Source organism: Corallococcus sp. AB032C (genome assembly GCF_003668935.1).
Taxonomy (GTDB): Bacteria; Myxococcota; Myxococcia; order Myxococcales; family Myxococcaceae; genus Corallococcus; species Corallococcus exiguus.
The window spans coordinates 17,442-40,547 of the sequence record NZ_RAWP01000006.1 but is presented as its reverse complement, the minus strand read 5'-3'; the positions used below and the strand labels follow the sequence as shown (position 1 = coordinate 40,547).

The window sequence follows — 23,106 nt, the reverse complement described above, 5'->3', positions numbered from 1 at the left end:
TCGTTCCTGTTCGAAGATGCCGAGGCGCCCTGGGGGTTTCACACCCCGCGATTGTCCCGGTTGTAGAACAGGTCGATGGCCTCTCGCAGCGCGAGCCGTGCCCGGTGCAGGCGGCTCTTGATGGCGGGGATGGAATCCCCCGTCACCTCTGCGATCTGTTCGTAGCTGAGGCCATCCACGTCTTTCAAGAGGAAGACTTCCCGGTAGCCCTCCGGCAACCGGTCGGCCGCCTGCTGGATGGCCTGCCCCAGCTCCGCGTCCAGCGCCTTCTCCTCGGCGTCCCGGCTCCAGTCCGAGACGGGGTAGTCCGCCAGGGTCCCCCGCTCCGTGAACTCAGGGGTCTGGAGCTCGGACTCGGCCGCCTGGGCCACCCGCCGGTGACGCAGGCGCATGAGGGCGTGGTTGGCCGCGATGCGGTGCACCCAGGACCCGAAGGCCGCCTCGCCCCGGAAGTCCTTCAGGTGTTGGTAGGCGGACAGGAAGGTGTCCTGGGTGATTTCCGCCGCGTCCGCTTCCGAGCGCGTCATCCGCAGCGCCAGGCCGTACACCCGGTCCTGGTGCAGGCCCACCAGGGCCTCGAAGGCGGACACGTCACCGTCCTGGGCCCGCATCAGGAGCCGCCGGTCTTCTTCCTGCCGGTCTTCTTCCTGGGGAGCCTCGTGGGACATGACGTTTCCCACCCAACCAGTCGAAAGGTTCCGCGTCAAGGCCGACGGCGAGGCCGCCGGGAGACGAAGCGGCTGACGTGTCCACTGTCGCGGTCCCACAGCCGGAAGGGTTCAGCGGCCCACGCCCCGGCGTACTCCACGCCAATGCGAGGCCCCCGCTCCACCCGAGCGTCCGGCACCGGCGTCCCCAGCGACAGGTACAGCCCCTCCGAGTCCAGCGTGAGGCCGTTATGGTTCAGGTTCAGCCCCATCACCCGGCACAGCTTTCCCGGCCCGTCCGTCCGCTCGCCGGGCGAGATGCCCTCCACTGGCTCCACGCCCCGCACCAGCACCGCCGCCGCCACCCCGGGCGCGTCCGTCACCACGTTGAAGCAGTGGTGCATTCCATAGATGAGGTAGACGTACGAGCGCCCCGCCGGCCCGAACATCACCTCCGTGCGCGGCGTGCGGCCCTTGGACGAATGACACGCCAGGTCATGCTCGCCCAGGTAGGCCTCCACCTCCACGATGCGGCCCACGCGCCGGCCCCGGACGCCGTCCACCACCAGCAGGGTCCCCAGCAGGTCGCGCGCTACTTCCAGGGTGGGCCGCGCGTAGAAGGACAGGGGGAGCCGTTTCATGGGGCGGTCCTTCCCGCCTCATGGGGGTGATCGTCAACCACTGAGCGTCCCGGGACCGACGGCGGGCCCGACAAGCAAGCGTGTGTGCACCGCGTCGCGACGGCAGTTCACACCGGCCCGGGGCTGGGGCAGATTGCGCCGCATCATGTCCACTCCTGGCCGGCTCTCCGGTCTCCTGCTGCCTCTCTTCTCCCTGCGCTCGCGAACGGACTTCGGCATCGGTGACTTCGGTGCCATGGACGGGCTCTTCTCCTGGATGAAGGCCGCGCGTCAGCGCATGCTGATGGTGCTGCCGCTCCTCCCTACCGCGCCCGGCGACCCCAGCCCGTACGCCACGCGGTCCGCGTTCGGTCTGAACCCGCTGTTCATCGACCTGAACCAGGTGCCGGAGTTCCAGGCCACCGGCGGAGAGGGCGCGCTCAGCGACGCACAGAAGCAGCAGCTGGCGGAGGCCCGCGCCGCGGCGCGCGTGCGCTACGACCTGGTGTTCCCGCTGAAGGACGCCGCGTTCGCGCGCGCCTTCGACCACTTCGAGAAGCACGAGTGGGCCCCGCGCACGCCGCGCGCCCAGGAGTTCCAGAAGTGGCGCGAGGCGCAGGGCGAGTGGCTGGAGAGCTACGCCCTCTTCACCGCCATCAGCGAGAAGGAAGACCGCCGTCCCTGGTGGCAGTGGCCCGAAGGCCTGCGCACGCGCCAGCCGGACGCGCTGCTCGCCATCCAGAAGGAAGGCATGGAGCGCCGCGTGCGCTACCACGCGTGGCTCCAGTGGCTGGCCGAAGCCCAGTGGAACCAGGTCCGCGCGCAGGCCAAGGCGAAGGACGTGCTGCTGTGCGGGGATGAGCCCTTCATCATCGGGCAGGACAGCTCCGACTGCTGGGCCCACCCGGACATCCTGCGCCGCGACGCGCGCCTGGGCGTGCCTCCGGACGACTTCTCCGCCACGGGCCAGGACTGGGGCCTGCCCTACTTCGACTTCGCCGCGATGGAGAAGGACGACTACGCGTGGCTGAAGAAGCGCGCGGCCAAGGCGGCCAGCTACTACGACCTGCGCCGCGTGGACCACGCGGTGGGCTACTTCCGCCAGTGGATCCGCGACGAGAAGAACCCCACCGGCTACTTCGTCCCCGGGGACGAGCCCACCTGGCGCCGCCAGGGTGAGAAGCACTTCCGGCTGCTGTCGGAAGGCGCGGGCATCGTCGCCGAGGACCTGGGCGTGATTCCCCCGTTCGTGCGTCAAATCCTCGCGGACCTGAAGCTGCCCGGCTACCGGGTGCTGCGCTGGGAGCGCGACGACAACACCTACCGCGACCCGCACGCCTTCCCCGCCGTGTCGCTGGTCACCACCGGCACGCACGACACGGAGCCGCAGGCGGAGTGGTGGGAGCAGGCGCAGGAGCACGAGCGCCAGAACGCCGCGCGCGCGTGGCCGGAGTTCCAGGGCGTGGCGGTGACGCGCGAGTTCACCCCGGACATCCACCGCGCCACGCTGGCCGCCGCGCTCAACGCGGGCTCGGACCTGTGCGTGCTGCCGTGGCAGGACGTGCTGGGCACGCGCGACCGCATCAACCTGCCCGGCACCATGGGCGACGCCAACTGGGCCTACCGCATCGCGCAGGACACGGACGCGCTGCTCACGGAAGCCCAGACGAAGGACGCCGCGGAGCGCCTGGCGTGGCTCACCGCCTCGTCGCGCCGGTAGCCTGACGCATCCGCCCCCGGGGACCGCTGCCCCGGGGTTCGTGGACGACGGCCGCCTACTACTGGCCGTTTTCCTCGATGCACTTCACCTGGCCGGGGAAGCCGTCGAACACGGCGCAGCGGCGGCCCGCCTTCGCGCACTCCAGCCGGTCGCAGATGTTGTCCACGACGCACAGGGGCGGCGAGCGGCCGAACTCCAGGAACAGCTCCGCGCAGAAGCGGAGCGGATCCGCGCATCCGACCGAGCCACAGTAGGGCGTGTCGGCGAGGTTCTCTCCCTCCTTGAGTTGGACCACTTCGTCTTCGCTCACGCCGCAGCCGGTGGCCAGCACCAGCGTGGCCGACAGCAAGAGTGCGATTCGCCGGACCATAGGGACCCGAATCTGACGCACCCCGGGCCCGGTTGCACGCGCCACGGCGGGGCCCGGGGTTTGGCGGACATTGACCCCGCCCCCGAGGTCGCGGAATGCGACATTCGCCGCACAAAGAAACATTGCGAAACGCGTCAGGGGCTGGCCATCCGGTAAGAAACGTGGCGTGGCCGACGTCCGACTCCTCCGATTCCGCTCCGCCGTGCCCCTCGCGCTGACCGTGCTGCTGACGGCGTGCGCCACCACCTCCAATCAGCCCACCGGCCCCAAGGTGAAGTCCCTGGACATCGAGGGGACGAAGAAGGTGGACGACGGGGACATCAAGGACCGCATCCTCACGTCCTCCACGCCCTGGTACGCGTTCTGGCCCTTCGGCAAGGCGCACTACTTCGACACCAACGCGTGGCAGGCGGACCTGCGCCGCATCGAGCGCTTCTACCAGGCGGAGGGCTTCTACCAGGCGCAGGTGGAGTCCAACGAGGTCATCCCGGACGGCGACAAGGCCGTGCGCCTCAAGGTGGTGGTCAACGAGGGCGCGCCCACCGTCATCGACCGCATCGAAACGCACGGCCTGGAGCCCCTGGGCCAGGGGAAGGACCAGCCCTCGCTGCGCGAGCGGGAGCGCATCCTGGAGGAGCTGCCGGTGAAGACCGGCGACGTGTTCCGCGAGGAGACGTGGGGCACCACCAAGGACCTGGTGCTCCAGCGGCTCAAGAACCTGGGGTACGCGGAAGCGGAGGTCGGCGGCGAGGTGCGCGTGGACGTGGCCACGCAGAAGGCCGTGGTGGACCTGCAGATTGCCCCGGGCCTGCGCTACCGCTTCGGCAACATCTTCATCGCCACGGACGCGAACCCGCAGGTGCCACCCCGCCGCATCATCGAGCAGGCGCAGGGCGCGGTCATCAAGGGCGCCTACTTCAGCGAAGCGGCGCTGGCGGAGGCGCAGGCGCGCGTCTTCCGCATGGGCGTGTTCGGCGCGGTGAAGGTGAACCGGGGCGCGCCGGACCGGCAGAACGCCACGGTGCCGGTGGTGGTGGACGTGCGCGAGTCGCCCTTCCACTCGATCAAGCTGGGCGGCGGTATCGGCGTGGACGCCGCGCGGCAGGAAGGCCGCATCCTGGGCGAGTGGTCCAACCGCAACTTCCGCGGAGGCCTGCGAAGGCTCACGCTGCGCGGACGCCTGGGCTACGCGTTCATCCCCAACGTGCTGGCCAGCCTGCGCAACGACGAGGGCTCCGACGAGGCCCCCGTCTTCACCTTCACCACGGAGTTCGAGCAGCCGCGTTTCCTCTTCCGCGACGTGGCCCTGCAGGCCTCCGTCACCGCGGAGAAGGGCCTTCAGCAGGCCTATTCGTTCTACGGCGGCTATCTGAAGACAGGCGTCATCTGGACGCCCCACCCGTCCTTCTCCGTCTTCCCTTCGTACAACCTGCAGCTCTACCGGCTGACGGGACAGGTGACCGCGGAGGAGGGCGTCCCGCCCATCACCCTCGGCTGCAAGACCACGGAGGAGGTCTGCGACCAGGCGCTGAGCTTCCTGGAGGTGGCGTTCGCCTGGGACCGCAGAGACGACCGCACCGAGCCGCGTGACGGCTACTACGTGGGCTTCTCCATCCAGAAGGGCGGCGGCCCCTTCTTCGGGCAGTACCAGTACGTCCGGCTGCTTCCGGACCTGCGCTACTACCACTCCCTGGGCGACAAGAAGGACCTGACGCTCGCGGTGAAGCTGCGCGCGGGCACGCTGGACCCGGCGGGCGGCGGCCAGAGCTCCATCGTCACCCGCTTCTTCTCCGGCGGCGCCACCGCGATGCGCGGCTTCAACGGCCAGCGGCTGTCCCCCATGACGCCGCTCGCGCCCACCTACAAGAAGGACGACGACGGCAACGTCCTGTTGGACGCGAACGGCGACCCCATCCTGGATTCCTGGGACACCGTCCCCGTGGGCGGCAACAGCCTCTTCGAGAGTTCCGTGGAGCTGCGCTACATGCTCACGGACAGCCTGATGGTCGCCATCTTCTATGACTCCGGCCTCGTGGGCACGGAGGCGCTGTTCGGCAAGAACGCCCCCAAGCTGTTCGGTCCCGAGCACTACCACGCGCTGGGCGCCGGCCTGCGCTACCTGACCGTGGTGGGCCCCATCCGACTGGACCTCGCCAGGCGCTTGAACATCGGGCGGGGATTGCCCGTCAGCGATCCCGGATACATCTATCCGTCCTCGGGTGGATGCCTGGGCTTCGGGCGCAAGTTCGACAAGACCTCGACCTCCGCCGATGCAGCCTATGCGGGTGCCCCGGAAGGGCTCTGCGCGGTCCATATCTCCATCGGAGAGGCGTTTTGAGCGAACCCACGACCCCCGCCCCCTCCGCCCCGCCCCACCGGCGCAAGCGCTGGGGACGGCGGCTGCTGTGGGGACTGCTCGGCTTGCTGGGACTCATCGTCCTGCTGGTGGCGGGCGTGCTCGTGTACGCCACCAGTCCCGGCGGTTCCGCCCGCATCGCCCGCTTCGGCGTGGACCTGGCGAACAAGCAGTTCGCCGGCCGGCTGGAGCTGGGCGGGCTCGACCTGGACCTCAACGGCGCGGTCGTCACCGGCATCAAGCTCTACACGCCGGAAGGTGATCTGGCGGCGGAGATCGCCCGCGTGGAGGCGCGGCTCAACCTGTCGCCGCTCCTGGGCCAGAAGGTGGACCTGACGAAGGTCCGCATCGAGACGCCCCGCCTGTACCTGGTGCAGGACGAGCGCGGCCTCAACCTGATGCGCGCGCTGGAGCCCCGGGAGCCCAAGCCCGAGGAGCCTCCCACTGAGAGCAAGAGCGCCCTGCGCATCCACCTCAAGGACTTCGAGCTGAGCCACGGCTACGTGGACTTCCGGCAGGAGCTGCCGGACGGCGGCGAGCGACAGGTGCGCCTGGAGGAGTTCGGCGCGAAGGGCGAGGGCCACTACGCGCTGGCGGACATGGACTTCGCCGCGGACCTGCAGGCCACGGGCGGCCTCACTCTTCCGCTCAAGGGCCCGGTGCGACTGGTGTTGAAGGGCCAGGGCAAGGACGTGGTGCGCCAGGTGGACGCGCAGCTGGGCCTCGCGGGCATCGAGGCGGACCTGGGCGCGAAGCAGAGTGGTGAGACAGCCGCGGCCGTGGAGCTGCGCCGGCTGGCCGTTCCGCCCGGGCCGGTGAAGGCCTTCGTGCCTGCGTATCCGCTGGTGGTGCCCATCGAGGCGAAGGGCACCGCGTCCATGGACGGAGACCTCGCGAAGGCGCGGCTGGGCGCGTCCGCGGGCAAGGCCACGCTGGACCTCACGGGCGACGTGAACCTCAAGACGTTCCGCACCTCGGAGACCACCGTGAAGGCGCGCGGGGTCAATCTGGCCGAGCTGATGGAGAACGGCATCCCCACCAACATCGCCGCGGACCTCATCGCGCACGGCGGTGGCGACAGCGTGGAGACGCTGGACGGCGACGTGGCCCTCACCGTGACCCCGTCCGAGTTCCGGGGCCAGTCGGTGGGCCCCATCGAGATGAAGGCCAGCGCCAAGGATGGTCACTACAACGTGGCCAACCTGCGCGTGATGATGCCGGGTGCGGCGTTCATCGCGTCCGGCGAAGGCACCTCGAAGGCGCTGGAGGCTCGCGGCAGCCTGTCCGCGGGCAACCTGAGGCTGCTGTCTCAGGCGCTCGACAAGCTGCTGCCCGGCGGCACCGTGCCGCCCATGTCCGGCAGCGGTTCGCTGGAGCTCCAGGTGAAGGGGCCGCCGCGCTCGCCAGGGGTGAAGGCGGACGGCAACTTCGTGGCGCTGAACTACGGCGACATCGCCATCCAGGACCTGTCGCTCAAGGCGAGCGTGCCGGACGTCACCCGTCCGCTCACCACCGACGCCACCGTGCTGGTGAGCGAGCTGAAGACCGCGGGCAAGACGTTCCGCGACCTGTCCCTGGCGCTCACCACCGGCGAGAACCGCGAGCTGAAAGCCAGCGTGCGCGTGGACGGCGACGCGAAGCTCGCGCTGGGCGTGGAGGGCACCGTGGACGAGGACAACGAGGGGCTGGCCATGCGCGCCTTCTCGCTGTCCTGGCCGGAGGCCACCTGGACGCTCCAGCAGCCCACGCACCTGGCCTTCGGGGGCGGGCGCATCGCGCTGGCGCCGCCGCTGGCGCTCGCGTCGGGACCGCAGACCTTGAAGATCGCCGCGGTGAAGGACGGCGAGCGCGTGGACGCGCGCATCGACCTGGGCGCCTTTGATTTGTCGAAGCTGCCTCGCATCGCGGTGCCGGAGGATCTGGGCCTGGGCGGCATGCTGTCCGGACATGTCGCGGCGAAGGGCCGGATGGCGCGGCCGGACGCGGACGTGGACCTCACGCTGACGGACGGCAAGGTGCGCGGCTACGAGGGCCTGGGGCTCCAGGTGAAGGCGCGATACGTGAAGGACCGCGCCACCGGCACGCTGGGCGCGGAGCTGAACGCGGCGCGCGTGTCCTCCAAGTTCGACGTGCCCGTGCAGGGTGTGCTGCGCCGGCGCAACGAGCCGCTGTCCCTGACGGTGAACCTGGAGAAGCTGGACGTCGCGGAGGTGCTGAAGCTGGCGAACCAGCCGCCCGGCCCTTCCGGTCAGGTCACCGGCACGCTGGTGGTGGACGGCTCCGCGAAGGACCCTCGCCTGGACCTGAAGGTGGTGGGCGCGGAACTGCGCTACCCCGGCCGGCCGGAGGCCCTCTTCGCGCAGGCGCTGGGCTTCGAGCTGCACGCGAACTCCGACCCGAACGACGCCACGCTCAGCGCGCGGATGGACGTGAAGGGTGTCGCGCCGCGGGCCTACGTCCTGGTGAAGACGCCCTTCACGCTGGGCGGCGTCATCGCGAACCCGCCCACGCCCGCGCAGGCGCTGGACGCGCCGCTGCACCTGGAGGCGCTGGTGGCGGAGCTGCCCCTGAAGCTGCTCCAGGGCGCGGAGGGCGTGGACAAGCCGGACGGCACGGTGACGCTGAAGGCGGACGTGAACGGCTCCGCGCTCGCGCCGCGGGGCCGCGTGGAGATGCAGGCCAAGGGCGTCACCGCCAACGGCCTGCCGCCCCTCAATGGCACCGCGCTGGCGCTGGCGGGCAATGAAGACGTGAAGCTGACGCTGGACGTGCAGCGCCCCAACGGGCCGCTGGCCACGCTGGAGGCGCGCCTGCTGGCGCCGCTGGCCGCGCTCCAGGACCGCGAGGTGGTCAGCCGCGTGCCCTTCCGGATGAAGGGGCGCGTGGGGCCCGTGCCCCTGAATGAGATTCCCGGCATGGCGGTGGAGCCGGCGCAGGGCAACCGCGGGCCGCAGGGCGTGCTGTCCATGGAGCTGGTGGCGCGGGGCACGCCGGAGGCCCCGGAGCTGGAGCTCAACGCGGGCATGCAGCACCTGGGCGTGGCGCAGACGGCGCTGGGCCAGGCGCGGCTGCACTACTCCTACTCCCAGGCGAAGTCCCTCTTCGACGCGATGCTCACCGCGCCCGGCGGCGGGTCGCTGCTCCTAGGCGGCACCCTGGACCTGGACCTGTCCCTGCCCGCGTTCCAGTCCGCGCAGGGCCCCGCGAAGAAGGCGGAGCGGGCGCCGGTGGAGGTGTCGCTGCGCGCGCGCCGCTTCGACCCGACGTTCCTCTCCGGCATCTCCCCGTACGTGCGCTCGCTGGGCGGCATCATGCAGGCGGACGCGAACCTGGGCGGCACCGTGGGCGCGCCGACCTTCAAGGGCGACCTGCAGTGGAAGGACGGCCGGCTGGGGCTGCAGGGCTTCGGCGAGTACCGCGACATCCAGCTCGCGCTGAACGCGTCGCAGGAGCGCATCGAACTCAAGAAGCTCACCGCGAAGTCCGGCAACGGCACGCTGGAGCTGACGGCCACCGCGAACCGCCAGGGCAAGAGCGGCGAGTTCGTGCTGGAGGGCAAGGGCAACACCAAGAACCTGCCCATCGTGGTGGAGGACCAGCTGATGGCGCTCTTGTCGCTGAACCTGTCCATGAAGGGCAGCCTCAGCGAGCGGCTGGTGAACATCAGCGACCTGTCCATCCCGGAGGCGCACGTCGAACTGCCGGAGGCCAAGCGCAAGGACCTGCAGCCGCTGGAGCGCCCCGTGGACGTGGTGATGGTCCGCAACGGCGTGCCGGTGGACAAGCGCAAGAAGAAGGAGAAGGCGCCCACGCAGGTGGCCACGTCGCAGAAGGCGGAAAATCCGCGCAACGCGCCGGACTCGCCCGGCATGCCCGGCAACCCGGAGTCGACGGTGGGCAGTGGCGGCGCGGGTGGCCCCACGTCACAGGCGGAAGCGGAGCCCCTGGCGGAGGAAGGCGAGGACGAGGGACCCCCGCAGCGTCAGTTCTGGGTGAACATCAACGCGCCCCGCAACCTGTGGGTGCGCGGCACGGACCTCAACGTCCAGTTGGGCCTGTCCGAGGGCTTCCGCGTCGAATACGCCAACGAGGCGCGCATGTTCGGCGAGGTGATGGTGCTGCTGGGCCGCGTGGACGTGCTGGGCCGCCGCTTCGACGTGCAGCGCGACAGCCAGGTGCGCTTCACCGGCCCCGTGATGATGCCGTACATCAACGTCACCGCCGAGCACCGCAACGAGAACGCGAACGTCACCGTCTTCGTCACCGTGCGCGGCCAGGGCAAGGAAGTGACGCTGAAGACGACGAGCGACCCGGCCCTGCCGGAGTCGGAAATCTACACGCTGCTCGCCACCGGCCGCCGCACGCTGGAGCGCGGCTCCGGCGCGTCCATGAACGCGAGCGCGCAGGCCGCTTCCGTGGTGGGTTCGTTCGTCGCCAACGAGGCGCGCAAGGCCATTGCCGCGAAGCTGCCCCTGGACGTGCTCTCCATCGAAGCGGGTGACAGCGGCATCGCCGGCACCAAGCTGGAGGTGGGCACGTACGTGACGGACAAAATCTACGTGGGCTACACCGGCCGCGTGGGCGCCAACCTCCAGAAGGGCGAGAACGCCAACGCCGTGCGCTTCCAGTACCTCTTCAGCCCGCGCTGGAGCCTGGAAGGCATGTACGGCGACGCGCGCTCCGGCGGCCTGGACCTCATCTGGACCAAGGAGTACTGACCCACCGGGTAGCCCCGGCCGGGCACCGGCCGGGTGCTTGGCTCGTTCCGCCGGCTTTCCTAGTCTTGCCCTGAACAGTCCGGACTGGGCCCCATCCCGACATCTCCATCTCCGCGCGCCCAAGCACGGCAACAGCGAGACATGGAGAGAGCATGGCCTGCAAGTACTGTGGGTTTGGGAAGAGCGACATCTGCTGGGCGTGCATGACCGAGATGGAGGAGAACCAGGACCTGGAGCGTGCCCATCGGCGGCTCGACTCCTACGCCCGGATCATCCTCTGGAAGTTCCCGAAGGCCCAGTGTGTCGCCGTGGCCCACGTCGGCGACACACTCTACGTCTGCGCCAATGACACCAAGTCCCTCAGCGCGGAGGGCGTCGCGAACCTGCTGCGGCAGGTGCATACGCAGAAGCCCCCGGCCTACGACAAGGAAAAGAAGCAGAAGGCCATCGAGGCCTGGGACCAGGACGACCCCCGGTGGAAGAAGCTCTTCGGCCCGGAGAGCGGTGGATATGAGTCGCTCCAGGAGTACAAGAAGGAGCGGATCAACATCGACATGAACAAGGTCCACGCGTGGTGGAACAAGGGCTACCAGTTCCGAACCATCACGGTGCTCCCCGCCCTCAAGAAGATGCACGCGGAGGTGCGGCTCCTGGCCTATCTGGTCGGGAACATCGACCTCCGCGGCGCCATGGACCTCTACCTGGGCGTCTCCTATCTCTGTTGCCGGTGGTGCTCCGCGTTGTTTGATTCATACAACTCGGCCGCAGCACGTCTGTCGGTCCTCATCATGACCCCCACGGTCGGGACGCGCGGGCGCCACCCGGGCATCCCCGAGAACGCATGGACCTCCGTGGTGCCTGATTCGAACTTCCAGATTCCCAAGAGCGCGCTCTTCTGGAAGCAGGTCCGCGCGGGATGGAAGCCGACCTCCAAGAAGGAGGAGCCCATCCTCTTCGGACACATCATGGAGGATGTGCCCTCGGACAGCGATGAGGACAGCGACTAGGCTCCCAGGTTGAGCTCACGCTACAGCGAGTACGCCGCGTAGCACGTGCCCACGGGCCCCACGCCCGTGGAGCCCGCGCCCGGCGCGTCCCGCCACGTCCCCTCCGCTCCGCACTGCTGCCAGAGGGTGCTGCTCACCTGCACGCAGGTGCGCAGGGGCACGCCGCGGCCCAGGCGCGTGGAGGCGCAGAACGGGAAGGACACGTTGCAGTTGGACGGCTTCGCGGTGGTGCCTCCAATGAAGACGCCCTGCGAGCACTGGCGCCACAGCGCGTCCGACGAGCTCTGCACGCATGAGCCTTCCGGCACCGTGGCGTCCACCGTGCCGGAGAAGCAGCCCTCCGTGGAGTTGAGCGTCCACGCGTACGCCGTCTTGTAGCGGTTGTAGATGGACGCCATCAGCGACGAGCCGCCCACCGTGGTGCGGCCGCACTGGATGGCGTACGCGCCCACCCAGGGCGTGTACGTGTAGAGCGCCGCGGTGGCGTGGTTCACCGGCTTCACCGAGCACGGGTCCGACGTGGACTTCGTCACGCCCGTCTTCCAGCCGGAGATGGTGGCTCGGCCCGCCTCCAGGTCGGTGAGGTAGCCGCGCATCTTCTTCGCACCGCACTCCACCTGCTTGCCGAAGCCCACGTATTGCGCGTCACAGCCGCTGCCGTCCGGACAGCCACAGCCCGTGGCCTTGCTGAGGTTGGTGGACGTGCCGCTCTGGATGAGGCTGGACTCGCCCTGGATGCGCGCCAGCATGTAGAGCGGGCTGATGTTGCTCGCGCGCGAGCGCTCCACGATGAGCGTCGCCGCCGTCTTGCCGTAGGCCGGGTCCGTGTAGCCCGCCAGGTACGAGCCCTGCTGCTGGAGGAACGCCTGCACCTGCGCCGGCGTGATGCCCGTCCCGCCCGTGACGTCCGAGTCCTCCAACAGGCGGTGCATGTCGTACTTCGTCGTCGCCTCCTGGAGCACCTGCCCGGTCAGCTCGTCGATGACGGGCTCGGGGGTTTCCTCCAGGGGACCGCAGCCGGCCGCCAGCAGCGCGGGTACCAGCAGCACGCACAAACGGAGCTTCATCACGCACACCTCGGGGGGTAGACCGGCCGTGGGCCGGTGGGGCGAGCGTGACTCAAGACTTCCCGGCAAGGTTAGGAAAAGCTCCCAGCGGCGAGGGGCATGGGAGGACGGGGGCGGAGTAGAGTTCTGGACATCATGCGGACCCCTGCCCTGTTTCGTCGGAAGTGTTGGCCGTTCCTCGCCGCGGGCCTGCTGGCCGTGGCGGGCTGTTCGGATTCGAGTGAGCCGGGTGGTGAGCCCGGGCCGGGCACGGATGGGCCCGGGGTGACGCCGGGCGAAGGCTCGGACTGCCTGGGCGCGAAGTTCCTCACCACGCTGGGCAAGAGCACGGTGCTGGTGGGCGCGCAGATGGAGGACGACACCGCGAAGGCCGCGCCCTTCGACGTGCGCTACCTCTACATCGCGGCGGGCCTGTTCGATTCGAAGGACGCGTGCAACTCGTGCGCGTCCGGGTGCACGTCCGACGGCGCGTCATGCTCCAACAGCGGTGGCGGCTGCGGGTGGTGGGGCTGCTGGCAGTACGACCAGGAGCCGCCCGGTGCCTACGTGCGCGACTTCATCAAGGCCGCGCAGACGAACGGGCAGATTCCCTTCATCACCTACTACGAAGCCTTCCAGGCCAGCGGCTACACGGAGGGCGAGCAGCAGCTGAAGGCGCTCAACGACTCGGCGTTCCTGGGGCGCTACCTCGCGGACTGGCGCTTCCTGCTGAAGCAGGTGGGCCAGGAGAAGGCGCTGCTGCAAATCGAGCCGGACATGTGGGCCTACCTCCAATTCTTTCCCAAGGACGGCAAGGCGCAGTCCACGCCGGCCGCGGTGAAGGCGGCGAACCCCACGGACTGCGGCAGCCAGGAGAACAATGGGGCGGGCCTGGGCAAGTGCATGATCGCCATGGTGCGCAAGTACGCGCCCAACGCGAAGGTGGGCCTGCACGCGAGCGCGTGGGCGACGAAGACGGACGTGTCCCAGAATACGGATGCGTCGTTCGACGTGGCGGGCGAGGCGAACAAGGTCGCGGACTTCCTCCTGTCCGTGGGCGCGGGCGACACGGACTTCGTCACGGTGGAGGCGTCCGACCGCGACGCGGGCTGGTACGAGAAGACGACGGGCAGCGCGGCCTGGTGGGATCCGGAGAACCGCAAGCTGCCGCACTTCCACCAGGCCTTCACCTGGGCGAAGGCCGTCTCCACGCGGCTGGGCAAGCCGCACATCTGGTGGCAGCTGCCGGTGGGCAACATGTCCCTGCCCAACAGCAACCAGAAGTGGCGCGACAACCGCGTGGACTACTTCCTCACGCACCCGGGCGAAGTGGCCGCCGCGGGCGGCGTGGGCATGCTCTTCGGCGCGGGCAACTACGAGCAGACCACGCCGGAGTCGGACGGCGGCAACCTGGTGAAGCGCGTGAAGACGTACAAGGACGCGGGTGGCCAGGCCGCGTGCGTGAAGAACTGAGCCGGTGAGTTGTACCGTGCGCCCGGCCTCCATGCCGGGCGCACGCGCCAGGTCAGGCCCGGGCCCGCGTGCGCGTGGAGGCCGCGGGCTTCTTGGCCGGGGCCTTCTTGGCGGGAGCCTTCTTGGCGGGAGCCTTCTTGGCCGGAGCCTTCTTGGCAGCGGGCTTCTTGGCCGGGGCCTTGGCCTTCGCGTCCTTCCGGGCCTGCATCTTCAGGATGTACTCGGTGGCATCCGGCGTCTCGCAGGCCGTGTCGCCCTGATCCACCTCCACCTTGCCCAGCCGCTTCGCCGTCGCGAGCGCCGCGGCCTGGACCGCGCCTCCGGAGGAGCCGCCCACCGCGATGAGCGCGCCGTTCATCGCCTCGCGGACGCGGTTCTTCGCGCCCGGCAGTTCCTGTTCAATCCGCTTCACCCACGACAGCAGGTCCTCCTGCGCGAGCAGCTCGGTCTTCGTGAGCAGCGCGGACAGGCTCTGCCACCCTGCCTGCCCCACCCATTCGGACTTCGACTGTGTCCACGTCAGTGCCTTCACCGCGTGCGGTGAACGCAGCACCACGTTCGACACGAAGACGGGCGTGAGCCCGTACCAGTCCAGCCCCTTCGCCCAGGCGTCCAGTTCCTTCCAGGGCATCTGGGGCGCGTCCACCACCATCGTCGCCAGGAACCGCGCCTCCGTGTGGCCGGACGCCCAGAGCGCCCGGGCGAGCACGCCGTCCGTGCCGATGCGCTTCTTCAACACCGCCAACGGACCGAAGTTCACACCGGACACAGGCTCTGGAGCCCCGTGCCGCAGGTAGGTCTTCCGCGTCTGCGCCGTGCCCAGCCGCTTCAGCTCCCGCATCGTCTCTTCGAAGGTCATGTCGCGCGGGATTCTGCCAGCACTAGTCCAAACGAGTGACTGTCACTCCCCGAGTGCCTTCTCCAACTTGCGGCCCGTGAAGGGTGGAGGTCGCACCTGCGAGGGGGAAGCGATGACCAGCGCTGAGTACCTGTCCGATGTGGAGTCCCTCGACACCATGGACGCCTGGGAGGGCCCGGATGCCCTTCAGGAGTTGGAGGACCTGGCGGACGAGTTCAGCGACCTGGAGGGCTTCGAGGCGGAAGGCTTCGAGACGGACCCCTTCGAGCCGTCGGGTTTCGAGCCCTCGGGCTTCGAGGATGACGGCTTCGAGGAGCTGTTCGCCGAGGCCGAGGCGGAGGACGCCTTCCTGGAGGACGACGGCTTCGACGGGTTCGAGGCGAGCCCGGCCAGCGGTCTGTTCATGCCGGCCACCAGCAACCGCCTCGTGTCGGGTCCCGCCGCGGTGACGCTCGCGCGGACGCTCAACCCCTTCGTGCTGGAGTCCATGGACGCGGATGACGCCGAGGCCTTCCTCGGCCGCATCACCCGGCGCATCCGCAGCGCCGCGCGCGGCATCGCCCGGGGAGTGCGGCGGGCGGGCCAGCTGGGGGCCGCGGCGCTGCGCCGCGCGGGTCCGCTGCTCGCCCGCGCGCTGCCGGTGGTCCAGCGCGTGGCGGGGCTCGCGGGGCCGTGGGGGCGCGTCGTCGCGGCGGGCGTTGGTGCCGCGCAGGGGCTGCTGCGGGGACAGGGATTGCGCGGTGCGCTCGCGGGGGCGGTGGGTGGCCTGATTCCAGGCGTGGGCGGGCGCATCGCGTCCTCTATCCTGCGCGGCGACGGCGCGGATGACGACGCGTCGTTGGATGCGCTCGCGGACATGGCGGATGCGCGGCAGGTGCCGCCCGCCGTGGCCCTGCCGCTGGGCGCGGGGCTCGCGGCGCGGGTGGTGACGCGGCAGGCGGTGCCCATGAGCACCACGCTCGGTGGCGCCGCGCAGGGCGTGCTTCGGGCTCGCACGCGCGGCGTGGAGCAGCTCCTGATTCGGCTCGCCCAGCAGGTGCCTGGCACCTCGGGCCGGCGGCTGCGGCTGATGCGCCTCATCGCCCGGCTGGCGGCGGGGAACCTGCGCCTGCGCGGCACGGGCGGCGCCATCACCGCCCTGCCGAGGGTGGTGCAGGGCGCGGGGCGCCGGGTGCTCACCCGCGCGGTCCAGATGCCCGCGATGGGCGTCGTCCCGCCGCGCCTGGCCGCGCGGCGGGTGCATGCCCGGCGGCAGGTGCTGCGCCGCATCCCCGTCGCCGCGGTCAGCGCCGCGAGCGTCCGCCGCGCCTAGGTCGATCCACTCACGAAGTCTTCAGGACAAGGAGGAGTACCCATGCAACCGCAGCCTTTCGAAGAGGAGTTTTCGAGCCAGGGCGATGAGATGTCCGACCTGCTGGCAGAGGGCGAGGAGGGCTTCGAGGACGAGGGCATGGACGATCCCTTCGAGGGTGAAGGCATGGAGGAGGGCTTCGAGGCCGAGGGCTTCGAGGACAACCCCACCACCCTGGAGGAGGGCTTCGAGGGCGAGGGCTTCGAGGACAACCCCACCACCCTGGAGGACTCCTTCGAGGCCGAAGGCTTCGAGGAGAACCCCACCCCCATGGAGGAGCCCTTCGAGGGCGACGGCTTCGAGACGGACAACCCCAACGCCCTGGAGGACACCTTCGCGGACGCGATGGACGCCCAGGACGAGGACGAGTTCCTCCGCCGCCTGGCGGCCGGCGCGCGCCGGCTGGCCACCGTGGCCGGGCCCACCTTCCAGCGCATCCGCCGCAGGGCCATGCCCATCGCCATGCGGCTCATCCGTCAGGCCGCGCCCCGGCTGGGCGGCATCGCGGGCCAGGAGATTGGCCGCACCCTGGGAGGGCTGCTCCGCGCGGATGCGATGGACGCCTTCGCGGACGCCGCCGGGGACTACGCCAGCGACGAGGACATGGACGCCTTCAACCGCGTGCTGGGCGGGCTGGCGGCGCGGCACGTGGTCCGCTCCACCATGTCTCCCGCGCGCCGCAGGCAGTCGCCCCAACAAGCCAAGGCGCTGGGACGCGCGGTGGGCCAGATGACGACGCAGCTCGCCTCGCGCATCAGCCAGCGCTACGGCGTGCGGGCCCTGCCGGCGGTGACGCGCGTGGTGCGTCAGGTGACGCGGCTGGTGCGCCAGCAGGGCGCGAGCCCCCAGGCGGTGCCGAGGATGCTCCGCCGCATCGGCGGGCGCGTCATCTCCAGCCCGCGCGTGGTGCGCCGCCTGGCCCGGACGAGCGCCGCCGTGCGCCAGCTCCGGGCGCGCGCGGGCCTGCGCCGGGTGGGGCCTCGCGGCCGGACGAATCCCATGATGGGAGGCCCCGGCCTTCGCCGGCTGCGGACCGTCACGCTGCGGGGGCCGGTGCGCGTCATCGTGCGGTGAACCCGGGGGCGTGAGCGGCAAGGGGGAGGCGGGCACATGGCGGACACGCTTCAGCGGTTCCTGCGGGCCAAGGTCCAGAGCATCACGTTCCGGGCGGGGCGGCTGTCGCGCCTCACGCCGCAGGACGTGGGCATCCGGCCCCGGGACGTCCCCTACGCCCCCTCCGCCGCGCACTTCGCCGCGGCCAACGCGCGCCTGGGCGAAATCGACCGCGACGTGCGCCGCGCCCTCTCGCGGCTGAACGGCCGGCTGGACGGCGTCCCTCCCGCGCCTGACGAGGTGCTGGAGCGCAACGCGCTCCTGGAGCGTGAAATCGACCGCGCCCGCCGCGCCTACGGCCTCTTCTTCGACGTCTTCAGTCAGCGGGGCACGCGGTTCGCGCCGGCGCTGGCGGCCTGCGACGCCATCGCGGTGGACTGCTTCCAGGCGGTGCGCCAGGCCTCGCCGGGTCTGATGGACGGCCCCATGCTCAAGCCGCTCACCTACCTGGAGCACGGCTTCTCCCCGGCCACCTTCCGGCGCGGCGTGTTGCTGAGCCGGCTGCTGGGGGAGCGCAACCCCTTCCCCCTCATCCGCGTGCCCTACGAGCGCGTGGAGGCGCCATGGGGGATGGGCGTCATCCTCCACGAAATCGGCCACAACCTGCAGGCGGACCTGGGCATCTGGCAGGAGACGCAGGTGGCACTCCAGCGGCGCGTGCTGCACGCCACCGGCAACCCGTGGCTCACGCGCCTGTGGGGCCGCTGGCACAAGGAGATCTTCGCGGACCTCATCGCGTGCCTGCTCGGGGGGCCCGCGTCGGTGCACTCGATGAAGGACTTCCTCGCGTACCCGGCGTCACGGGTGCTGACGTTCCATCCACTCAGCGCGCACCCCACGCCGTTCCTGCGGGTGTTCATCCAGGCGGAGATGCTCCGGCGCATGGGCTTCATCCGCCGGGCCTGCGACGTGCGCGACAACTGGGACCAGCTGTACCGCTCGCGGCTGCCCTCCGCGCGCATCCCCAAGCTGCTCCTGGTCACGGCGGCGCGGCTCATCCCCCATGTCGTGGATGAGATTGCCTTCCAGCCCCGCCGGGGACTGGCGCAGCGCGCGCTGGTGGACGTGGTGCCGTTCTGGCCGTCGGATCAGGAGCGCATCGACCGGGGCGCGGAGTCATTGGCGCGCGGGCACATCCCGCCGGGGCTGCCGCCGCGCCACGTGGTGAGCGCCAGCCGCGAGGCGCTCGAACGGAGGCTGGCCTCGCCCGAGCGCATCTCTCGGACGGTGCTCAATCATCTGGTGAAGCTCGGCACGCGCAACGCGCGGATGCCGGGCGTGGGCGTCACCCTGGCCGCATGACAGGACCTCAAGGGAGGGACGATGTACGAGAACGTGAAGGGGAGAAGCCCCGCCGCATCCATCGAGCTGGCCTCGAGCGCGAAGTCGAAGTTCGACGAGTTCCTGCGCCGTCAGCTCGGCGTGTCCGACGCGCGTGACCCCAAGGCGGTGGTGGGCGCGCTGCGCAAGCTCTACCCGACCACGGCCGCGCGCTTGGACGACGAGAGCAAGGGCCAGCCCATCCGCGTCTCGGCCATGCCCGAGCCGGCCATGGCCATGATGAATGGCACCCTGGACTCGCCGGGCCAGCGCAGGTTCCGCCAGGAGCGCAAGGCGCTGGTGGACGACCTGGAGATCGCGGTGAACCTGGCCTCCAACCGCGACTTCAAGGCGCCGATATGCGGCTGGCGCGACTCCATCCTCGCGGAGGTGGACGAGGGCGAGGCCGCGGCGAACATGGCGGTGGACCCCGTGTCGCGCGACCGGGCCTTCTATTCCATCCGCAAGCTGGGGGACACCGCGCGCGTGGCGCGCCTGGTGGGCATGGTCAACCCCACGGTGGTCCAGGAGTTCGGCCGGCTCGCGGCGACCATCGACGACAACGCCACGCTCTTGCGCATCCTGGCGGGCGAGGCGCTCTTCCGCGCGGGCTTCGACAAGGGCGGCACGGTGTTCCAGGTGGCGCTCCAGGACCTGCGCCAGCGCCGCGAGGCGCTCATCAACTCGCTGGAGCAGCTCACCGCCACCTCCATCCAGGAGGGCTACGACGACTGGGGTGACGGCCAGGCGTCCTACGGCAAGCTGCTGGATCAGCTGCGCGCCCGGGGGCAGTCGGACCTGCGCGCCATCGCCCGGCCGGATGCCATGTCGCGGCTGTTGGACGTGCTCCTGAACCACACGCCCCGGCAGAATTCAGAGGACATGCGCGGCATCGCGTCCGCGGTGCCCGTGGAGCTCATCCAGCTGCGGCGCCTGCGGGACGTGGCCGGCAGCCTGCTGGACACGTCCATCACCGCCTTCTCCAACTCCGGCGGCAGCAGCCGGGGCGTCGCGCTGAACGCGAAGGTCCAGGGAGCCTCCGCGCCCCTGGCCGCCTTCACGGAAGCGCTGACGCTGTTCATCGACGCGTTCGACCGGCCCAACGCCGGGGCGCGGCTGCTCAACCTGGTGCTCCCCGTCCCGCTGACCTTCAGAGACCTGACGGGCAAGGAGCAGGAGCTGAACGACAAGTTCCGGGACCGGAACGACACCCAGGAGCTCATCGAGGACCTGCTGATGGACCCCAGCACGTCGGTGGAGTTCTGGAAGGAGCTGGCCCGGTTGGACCGGAAGCTCTACCACATCGACCGGATCATCGACCTGTTCCTGCTGGACTACGACGAGGCCGTGGTGCCGGGCGGCAACCGCGTGGACCTCCACGAGGAGATGATTGAGCAGTTGGATGACAACGTGGACGTCTTCAACGTGAGCCCGGCGTTCCTCCGGGAGCAATGCGGCCTGGAGGAGGACTCGCTGGAGCTGGCGAACACGCTGACCCAGGAGGCGCCCGGCCAGGCGGAGGAAATCGAGGACGACCGGAACCACAAGTACGGCTTCCCCCAGGGCGGCCACTGCAACACCGGCGAGCCCTTCACGGTGCCTCCGCCGATCCGCGTCTCGCTGGACCGCATCGAGAAGGACCTGGAGCCGCGCATCAACCCCGGGGCCGTGGAGCACCCGATGGACGCGGAGCCGGGCGAGCGGGCGGCGCCCGCCACCGCCACGGCGGGCAACGGGGCCAGCCTGGACGACGTGGCCTCGCTCATCGAGAAGAGCCGGTCGCGCATCATGACGGACGTGAAGCAGCAGTTGGAGGCCCAGGGGCCGGAGCTGGCCCGTCAGCTGGAGACGGCGTTCTCGGATCAGCTCAAGGCCGTGGAGCGCATCATCGCAGGCAAGGGGCGGCACGGTTCGGACGGACAGCCCGCGCCGCCCAACGGGCACGCCAAGTCGGGCCACTCGCGCCGCCACGTCCGCCACGCGCGCAAGCCATGAGCGTGCTCGCACGGGCCTGAAACCCTTTCCTTCAACGTCATTGACCCAGGTGGCATGCCATGAGCATCGGTACGGCAGAAGCCCTTCAGCGGCTGTTCTCGCAGTGGAAGCGGGAAGTCCTCTCCAACGTCACGTCGGATGAGCAGCGCACGGAGTTGCAGAAGCAGCTCTCGCTCCGGGAGGAGGAGCTGCTCGCGAGCGCCTCCGACGGCTCGACGGCGTCGCTCTTCTCGGACCTGATGGGGTTGGGCAAGGACGGAGCGCCCTCCTTCGACTCCATCAGCCGGCCGCTGCTCGTCCAGGACTTCGATGAGTCCGTCATCGAGACGCAGCTCCACGCGACCGCGGAGCTCTATTACATCTACCAGCACGAACGGATGAAGGTGTTCCAGGTGGCGGGCGTGCTCCTGCGCCTCTTCCACGACGGGCGCATGCGCATCCAGCGGGGCCCCGGCGCGCGGGCGCTGTACCTGATGGAGAAGCACCAACCGCTGCGTTACAAGCCGCGCGACCGGCAGCTCGCGTACCGGCGCGCGTTCAACTACGGCAGCCTGGCGGCGCCGGCGGGCGCGGTGATGTTCCGCAACTTCCACCGCGAGTTCATCGCCTTCGTGTCCGCCATCGCGCAGTACTTCCGCGACCTGCTCATTGGTGAAGTCATCCGCGGCTCGCAGCAGCTGAACGAGCGGCCCTTCGCGAGCCAGGCCACCATCCAGCGGCTGGGCACGGACATCCGCTGGCAGATCGACCGCGCCACCTACGGCAACATCCTGGCGCTCACGGTGGAGGTGGGCGAGTACCTCAAGACCATCCTCGACGCGATGGAGACTCCAGACATCAAGAAGGCGTTCGACGCGAACACCAAGTGGGACGTGATTGAAGTGGTGTCGCAGCGCTACCTGGGCGGCGCGGGGGAGATTTCGCAGCGCTCGAAGATGGCGGACGCGGGGCGCCTGCTGCTCAACTTCGTGGCGGACAACCCGTTCAAGACGCGCGACTTCAGGGACTTCCAGACGGAGGTGATGCCGCTGGGCCCGGTGGCGGAAGAGTGGATCGCCGCGTACCGGATGACGCCGGACGGCCGCTCGTTCCGCGGCGTGTCCCCCACCCTGCGCCAGACGCTGGGCATCACCAGCCCCGCACCGGCGATTCGCTGAACGAGGGAGGCACGGCATGGACATCCCGCTGCATCCCCTGATGGAGGCGGGCATGGGGGCCGCCTCGGCGCCGCGCACCAACGTGTCGCGGATGGTGGCCTCGGCGGTGGCGGGCCAGGTGTCCCACCCTGTCGTGCGCGCGTCGCCCTACCGCATGGGCCGGGATGGGGTGCCCCGGCTGGTGCCGGGCAGCGGCGGCATCGTGCTCAACCGCCGCGTGGGAGACCGCGCGGTGGGGCTGGCGGCGGACCACATGGAAGCGGGTGTGTCGCTGCACAACACCGGGAAGGACGACGTCGGCCAGCGCGGCGGCTCCAACCGGGCGTTGATGTTCTATGCGTGCGTGGGAAACCGCGCGCGCGTGACGAGCGGTCCCGCGAGGGGCGCGGTGGGCACGGTGGTGGGAAAGCACGGCGGCATCAACCACGTCATCGTGGACTTCCCGCCCGCGGTGAAGCGCCGGCTGTGCATTGGCGACCGCGTGCAGCTGGATGCGTACGGCCAGGGGCTGGAGCTGCCGGACTTCCCGCAGGTGCGCGCGCTCAACCTGTCGCCCCGGCTGCTCCGGCGCTGGGGCGTGCGGACGGAGCGCGGGCGGCTGGTGGTCCCCGTGACGCACACGGTGCCCGCGGAGTTGATGGGTTCGGGGTTCGGACGTTCGGAGGGCGTGCTGGGGGATCTGGACATCCAGCTGTCGGACGCGCGGTTGGTGCGCAAGCACCGGCTGAACGCGCTCCGGCTGGGGGACCTGGTGGCGGTGTGTCCGTTGGACTATCGCTTCGGGCCCTCGCGACGGGCGGGGGTCATCACGGTGGGCGTGGTGGTGCATTCGGACAGCAAGGTCGCGGGGCACGGGCCCGGGGTGACACCGCTGCTCATCTGCCCGGGGGAGTGCGTCCGGCTGGTGTGCCGGCCCCAGGCCAACGTGGCGCTCGTGCTGGGGCTGCGCCAGAGCGTGGCGCCGCCTGCGCGCGGTCCGTCACGAGGTCGGAGGTAGGGACACCGCGCCCAGGCAGCGCGACACCATGGCGGCGCGGGTGTCCACGCCCAGCTTGACGAAGATGCGCCGCAGGTGGGCCGCCACGGTCCACGTGCTGATGTTGAGCTTCGTGGCGATCTGCTTGTTGCCCCAGCCCGCGCAGACGCACGAGACGACCTGCAGCTCGCGCGAGGTGAGCAGCCGCACGTCGGATGCGGGCGCCGTCGCGGGGCTCGCGGAGGGCTCCGCGGGCACCAGGTGGTAGCGCTGGCCGTTGAGGATGAGCTCGCCGGCCAGGGCGCGGTTCTGCTCCTGGAGAGCGACCGGGGCGCCAGGGTCGGGGACCACGAGGAGGACATGGCTCCCGGGAGGAAG

The 23,106-nt window shown here is 70.2% G+C and carries 17 protein-coding genes; 11 read left to right on the top strand and 6 right to left on the bottom strand.

Annotated elements, in window-relative coordinates:
* Positions 1-38 precede the first annotated feature (38 nt).
* The gene (locus D7X99_RS03590; RefSeq protein ID WP_120575309.1) at positions 39-668 is read right to left on the bottom strand and encodes an RNA polymerase sigma factor; all 630 of its coding nucleotides are present in this window, start codon (positions 666-668) and stop codon (positions 39-41) included.
* 35 nt (positions 669-703) lie between these two features.
* Positions 704-1,288 (bottom strand): DNA-3-methyladenine glycosylase, encoded by a 585-nt coding sequence (locus tag D7X99_RS03585; RefSeq protein ID WP_121776480.1) that lies wholly within the window; start codon positions 1,286-1,288, stop codon positions 704-706.
* A 145-nt stretch (positions 1,289-1,433) separates the two neighbouring features.
* Between D7X99_RS03585 and D7X99_RS03580 the strand changes: the two genes are divergently transcribed.
* Positions 1,434-2,987, top strand: coding sequence for a 4-alpha-glucanotransferase (locus tag D7X99_RS03580; protein ID WP_121776579.1), 1,554 nt, complete (start codon positions 1,434-1,436; stop codon positions 2,985-2,987).
* Positions 2,988-3,045: 58 nt separating this feature from the next.
* Here the strand turns inward: D7X99_RS03580 and D7X99_RS03575 are convergent, their stop codons facing one another.
* Positions 3,046-3,357, bottom strand: a complete 312-nt coding sequence (locus D7X99_RS03575; protein ID WP_121776479.1) for a hypothetical protein — start codon at positions 3,355-3,357, stop codon at positions 3,046-3,048.
* A gap of 166 nt (positions 3,358-3,523) precedes the next feature.
* Between D7X99_RS03575 and D7X99_RS03570 the strand changes: the two genes are divergently transcribed.
* The 3 genes from D7X99_RS03570 (at position 3,524) to D7X99_RS03560 (ending at position 11,438) form a co-directional block, all read left to right on the top strand.
* Positions 3,524-5,695, top strand: a complete 2,172-nt coding sequence (locus D7X99_RS03570) for an outer membrane protein assembly factor (protein ID WP_233613067.1) — start codon at positions 3,524-3,526, stop codon at positions 5,693-5,695.
* Entirely contained in the window at positions 5,692-10,431 is a 4,740-nt protein-coding gene (locus D7X99_RS03565; RefSeq protein ID WP_121776478.1) for a translocation/assembly module TamB, read from the top strand. The genes D7X99_RS03570 and D7X99_RS03565 overlap by 4 nt, the downstream gene beginning before the upstream one ends.
* A gap of 152 nt (positions 10,432-10,583) precedes the next feature.
* On the top strand, positions 10,584-11,438 hold the full coding sequence (locus D7X99_RS03560; protein WP_121776477.1) for a hypothetical protein: 855 nt from the start codon (positions 10,584-10,586) through the stop codon (positions 11,436-11,438).
* Between the two features lie 20 nt (positions 11,439-11,458).
* On the opposite strand, the gene D7X99_RS03555 is transcribed toward D7X99_RS03560, so the two are convergent.
* Positions 11,459-12,505 carry a hypothetical protein gene (locus D7X99_RS03555; protein WP_121776476.1) on the bottom strand — a complete coding sequence of 349 codons (1,047 nt, stop codon included), beginning with the start codon at positions 12,503-12,505 and terminating at the stop codon, positions 11,459-11,461.
* 135 nt (positions 12,506-12,640) lie between these two features.
* On the opposite strand from D7X99_RS03555, the gene D7X99_RS03550 reads away from it, so the two are divergent.
* Positions 12,641-13,957 (top strand): hypothetical protein, encoded by a 1,317-nt coding sequence (locus D7X99_RS03550; protein WP_233613066.1) that lies wholly within the window; start codon positions 12,641-12,643, stop codon positions 13,955-13,957.
* A 52-nt stretch (positions 13,958-14,009) separates the two neighbouring features.
* On the opposite strand, the gene D7X99_RS03545 is transcribed toward D7X99_RS03550, so the two are convergent.
* Positions 14,010-14,816, bottom strand: coding sequence for a DNA alkylation repair protein (locus D7X99_RS03545; protein WP_121776474.1), 807 nt, complete (start codon positions 14,814-14,816; stop codon positions 14,010-14,012).
* A gap of 112 nt (positions 14,817-14,928) precedes the next feature.
* Between D7X99_RS03545 and D7X99_RS03540 the strand changes: the two genes are divergently transcribed.
* Genes D7X99_RS03540 through D7X99_RS03515 form a run of 6 tightly spaced genes read left to right on the top strand, consistent with a single transcriptional unit; the run spans position 14,929 to position 22,749 of the window.
* Complete coding sequence (locus D7X99_RS03540) at positions 14,929-16,128, top strand: hypothetical protein (RefSeq protein WP_121776473.1); 1,200 nt, start codon at positions 14,929-14,931, stop codon at positions 16,126-16,128.
* Between the two features lie 42 nt (positions 16,129-16,170).
* Entirely contained in the window at positions 16,171-17,241 is a 1,071-nt protein-coding gene (locus D7X99_RS03535; RefSeq protein WP_121776472.1) for a hypothetical protein, read from the top strand.
* Between the two features lie 36 nt (positions 17,242-17,277).
* Complete coding sequence (locus D7X99_RS03530) at positions 17,278-18,582, top strand: hypothetical protein (RefSeq protein ID WP_121776471.1); 1,305 nt, start codon at positions 17,278-17,280, stop codon at positions 18,580-18,582.
* A gap of 21 nt (positions 18,583-18,603) precedes the next feature.
* The gene (locus D7X99_RS03525; RefSeq protein WP_121776470.1) at positions 18,604-20,595 is read left to right on the top strand and encodes a hypothetical protein; all 1,992 of its coding nucleotides are present in this window, start codon (positions 18,604-18,606) and stop codon (positions 20,593-20,595) included.
* Between the two features lie 59 nt (positions 20,596-20,654).
* Entirely contained in the window at positions 20,655-21,752 is a 1,098-nt protein-coding gene (locus tag D7X99_RS03520) for a hypothetical protein (RefSeq protein ID WP_121755856.1), read from the top strand.
* A 16-nt stretch (positions 21,753-21,768) separates the two neighbouring features.
* Positions 21,769-22,749 (top strand): DUF4438 domain-containing protein, encoded by a 981-nt coding sequence (locus D7X99_RS03515; protein WP_121755857.1) that lies wholly within the window; start codon positions 21,769-21,771, stop codon positions 22,747-22,749.
* Here the strand turns inward: D7X99_RS03515 and D7X99_RS03510 are convergent.
* Positions 22,732-23,079, bottom strand: coding sequence for a response regulator transcription factor (locus D7X99_RS03510; RefSeq protein WP_233605268.1), 348 nt, complete (start codon positions 23,077-23,079; stop codon positions 22,732-22,734). The two genes, D7X99_RS03515 and D7X99_RS03510, sit on opposite strands and share 18 nt — an antisense overlap.
* Positions 23,080-23,106 lie beyond the last annotated feature (27 nt).